This window comes from Buttiauxella warmboldiae (assembly GCF_003818135.1).
Taxonomy (GTDB): domain Bacteria; phylum Pseudomonadota; class Gammaproteobacteria; order Enterobacterales; family Enterobacteriaceae; genus Buttiauxella; species Buttiauxella warmboldiae.
The window spans coordinates 1-3,932 of sequence record NZ_RPOH01000127.1; the positions used below are offsets into that span (position 1 = coordinate 1).

General features: G+C 50.8%; 4 protein-coding genes. 2 read left to right on the forward strand and 2 right to left on the reverse strand.

Translation table 11 applies throughout. The features are described from left to right. Positions 1 to 72 precede the first annotated feature (72 nt). Entirely contained in the window at positions 73 to 261 is a 189-nt protein-coding gene (gene dsrB, locus EHN07_RS20350; RefSeq protein ID WP_124025816.1) for a protein DsrB, read from the reverse strand. Between the two features lie 119 nt (positions 262 to 380). Between dsrB and yodD the strand changes: the two genes are divergently transcribed. Both yodD and EHN07_RS20360 read left to right on the forward strand, forming a co-directional pair. Beyond that, on the forward strand, positions 381 to 596 hold the full coding sequence (yodD, locus tag EHN07_RS20355; RefSeq protein ID WP_124025817.1) for a YodD family peroxide/acid resistance protein: 216 nt from the start codon (positions 381 to 383) through the stop codon (positions 594 to 596). Positions 597 to 903: 307 nt separating this feature from the next. Next, positions 904 to 1,719 carry a mannosyl-3-phosphoglycerate phosphatase-related protein gene (locus EHN07_RS20360; protein ID WP_124025818.1) on the forward strand — a complete coding sequence of 272 codons (816 nt, stop codon included), beginning with the start codon at positions 904 to 906 and terminating at the stop codon, positions 1,717 to 1,719. Between the two features lie 5 nt (positions 1,720 to 1,724). Here EHN07_RS20360 and dgcQ read toward each other — a convergent pair whose 3' ends face one another. After that, a complete protein-coding gene (gene dgcQ, locus EHN07_RS20365; protein WP_124025819.1) occupies positions 1,725 to 3,428 on the reverse strand; it encodes a cellulose biosynthesis regulator diguanylate cyclase DgcQ in 1,704 nt (567 codons plus the stop codon). Positions 3,429 to 3,932 lie beyond the last annotated feature (504 nt).

Consider the following 3,932-nt stretch of genomic DNA (forward strand, 5'->3'; position numbering starts at 1 on the left):
TTGATTTTCCTTATTTTTTATTGATGATCTCTGTTCATTTGGCGAAACACATAGGGTTTGTCATTAGTCTGGTTACTCAGACCTTTCAACAAAAATACCGTCCGGATGGCCCGTTTCATTAAAGAACCAGATGCCCAACGGATACTCCTCAAGCGACACCAGGTACATCGTCCCTTCACTAAACTGCTCGACGGCTAACACCACGCCTGACCGACGTGGGCCACCATCGGTTTTTACCGTGACGCGATCGTTGATATGCATAACAAAAATCCTCCGCTTTCTTTGTGCCAGTGTAGATCAAAAACGACTCATTCGCATCGCTTTGAGCTTTTTGTTATCCGTCTATACTTAGATCCGGGTAAGCCCTGGAGGACTATGGTATGAAAACCGCAAAAGAGCTCAATGAAACCACACGTATCGATGTCGATGCGCTACTGGCGGCAATCAATGAGATAAGCGAAAGTGAAGTGACGCGCGCAGATGACGATCCCCAGCGGGTCAGCATTGATGGCCGCACCTGGCACACCTATTCCGAACTGGCAGAAGCCTTTGAACTCGATATCCATGACTTTAGCGTGAACGAAGTGAACCGCTAGATAAAAGAATCCCGGCGCGATGGCCGGGATAAAACTTGCGTAAGCAAGAAGCACTTGAACAATTCGTTACGTCAGAGGAAATCTGATGTGCCCACACCTTACCGCAGATTTATTTCAACACAATGAAATATTCCGCCTCTCAATAGTTGATTATTCAGAAAGATTGCCGAAAAGCCAGATGCAAATCCTTATCCGAAGCGGCTTTCCAGCATAGATACGCATACTCATTAATGGTTACTCGCTTCCTGTAATTAGGAAAATTCTTATCCCGAATAGCCCGCAATGGCAACAGTTAAGGAGAAACATCATGCCCGCTCTGCAAGATCCACTGTTAATCATTTCAGATCTTGATGGCACGCTGCTGGAGCATCATTCCTACCGTTGGGAAGCGGCCAGCCCCTGGATCAGCATGTTGCGTCAACATGAGATCCCGCTGGTGTTATGTAGTGCAAAAAGCGCCGCAGAGATCGTCGACTGGCAAAATGAGTTTTCGTTAACCGGCCTGCCGTTTATTGCGGAAAACGGCGCCGTGATCGCGCTTGATGCGCGCTGGAGTGACAGTAGCGATTACCCACGCCTGCTGACGGGGATCCGTCATGAAGCGCTCTTTTCACTTCTGACTAAGCTGCGCCAGAAATTTGGCTTCAAATTTACCTGTTTTGCCGACGTCGACGAAAATACCCTTTGTGAATTAACCGGTCTTACGCGTAAACAGGCAAGCCTTGCCAAACTCAACGAAGCATCGGAAACCTTAATCTGGCGCGATAGCGACGCGATGCTCGGCGCATTCAACGACCAGCTCGCCACGCTCGGTTTAACGCTGCTACAGGGGGGAAGATTCTGGCATGTGTCAGATATTCAGGCCGGTAAAGATAAGGCGCTCCGCTGGCTTGTAGAGCAATACCGGCAACGCGAGGGAAAACGCCGGATCACGATAGGACTGGGTGACAGCCCGAGCGACGCGTTATTACTCGATAGCGTGGATTACGCGGTGATCGTCAAAGGCTACAGCCGCCAGGCCATCACGCTGCAAAAAGATAACCCACAGCGTGTCTATCGTAGCCAGCACTATGGCCCTGAAGGGTGGAAAGAAGGCCTGGAGCACTTCATCACCGTTAAATAAGCCACTTAATCGTGATTGCAGACCTGATTACGTCCGTTGAGCTTCGCGTTGTACAGGCGATGGTCGGCATAGATTTGCAGCCGCTCAAAATCATAATCGTTAAATTCAAACGCGCTGCTGACGCCAAATGAGGCGCTGATCTGCACCATTTTACCCGGTTTTAGCAGTAGCTCCTGGCTGTTGATGCACACCCTGATGCGCTCGGCTACTTTCGTCGCCTCTTCCAGTGTGGTATCCGGCAGCACGATGCAGAACTCCTCTCCCCCCACGCGTCCGGCAATATCACTCTTACGCAACGCGCCGCTGAGCAGCATTGACGCATGAGTCAGCACCTTATCACCGCTGCTGTGTCCAAATCTGTCATTGATGCTTTTAAAAAGATCGAGATCCATCTGTATAACGGAAAAAGGCTGAGACTGTTGCTGACAGCGCTGTGACAGCTTGCGCGCCAGCTCGAAGAAAGCACCACGATTATACAGACGGGTCAGGGTGTCATAGTTTGCCCGCCAGGTCAGCGTTTGTTGCAGGCTAAACATATTATTCACCAGGCGGCGGATCACCACCCAGGAGACGAACAGCATCAGCGTAAACAGCATCCACAACACGCTAAGAACGATACTGATGCGGCCAAACTCGCCCTGAACCCCCTCTTCCAGGGTATGGACTTTAACCAGCAGGCCATCATAGTTATTCAGCTTCGCCCAGGTGATAAAACGGCTATCCATACGCAACTCGCCCCGATCGCCCTGCTTTGCTGCCGTCACCACGCTGGCAATCTGCGCCAGCTCCGGTGCAGTAAATAGCGGCTGCTTCGGCAAAATTTCGACTGAGGAGGCGATAGGATTTAACTCGTTATCGTAGAGCAGCACCGTACCTGCATGGTCGTCATATTTAGCATGCTGTAAGAAGCCATGCAGAGACTCAACGGGGTAATCAAGCGCCAGCACGCCGTACCAGCGGCCATTGTAATCAAGCGGCACTGCGGCGGTAACCAGTTGCCCGGCACTCCGGCCTGCTTCAAAAGTGTGCGTCCATTTCAGCGAGCGATTGGGGTTATTTTGCGGAGCCTGTGAGGAAAAATAGGGCTGCACCACCAGCCGCTGGTAAAGCGAGACGATCTTCGAATCATTAGGCGGTGGCGTACTGGTAAGGAAAAACCCGCTGCGCGAGGCATAGAACACGCGTTGTGGCAACGTTCGCGATCGGTCGGACAGGCGCATGATATAGCTTAATTCCAGCGCCGAGCCTAATTCGGTATGAATGGTTTTTTCGTCGCGATCGAGCAACGGGCCGCTGGCGACAAACTCATCCGACACGCCGCTCAATGGCAAACTGCGATTTAGATCAAGGCGTAACTGCCAGAAAGGCTGACTGCGAAAAATATCGAAATCGGCCAGCGATTTACGGGTTCTGTCGGTTGAAATCGGCGATTGCAGAGCGTAGAGCATCGCATTGCGATAAAACAGCAGGTTATCGATATTGTGCTGCAGCTGGCGATCGAGCAAGGTGGCAACGTTATCCAGACTGTTACGCTGGCCTGCGACATAGGCCCCTTCAAGCACCACAGCCTCACGCCAAGTAAGCAGCGTTGAGCAAAAAAATACGAATATAAAACAGAGGTTAACGACTTTTTTCGGGCTTTTTAAGCGGCTTATCACGCGTTGTATTGCCTTGCCAAACACTGATACTCTCCCTGAAACCGCAATCATTTAAAGCCCATCATTTGTGCCATACCAATCATTTTTACCAGGCCTGACCTGATTTTTATCGCGAGAGAATACACGACCAGGCTGGATTATTACTAAGGGTAAATATATTTAAGGGAAGTATATTACCCGTAAAATGGATGCGGCGCAGGAAATAAAAATGCCCGGACATCATCATTCCTGAACCGCCGTGTTTAAGCTGGACTTTATCGCTGGCAGCCAGAGCCATAACGCCCTCCCGTATTCTGTCTATTAGTCACATCTTTGTGAGTTGGGAAATTTCTCAGCAACGCTGACAGCAACGTGTATCTCAGGCTTACCGCGATGCCTTATTCCCGGCTTCAATCGCACCGTTTTTCGCCCTTCAGTCGGGGTCACGTGGTCGGGAACCACGTGAGTGAGCGATCGTCGGACAAAAATGTCAGGAACATTTTTGAACAACGCCTGCGTTGGTCACGACGTGGTTCGGCACAGGGATGTGCCGAATCAACGGGTCGCGAACGACCC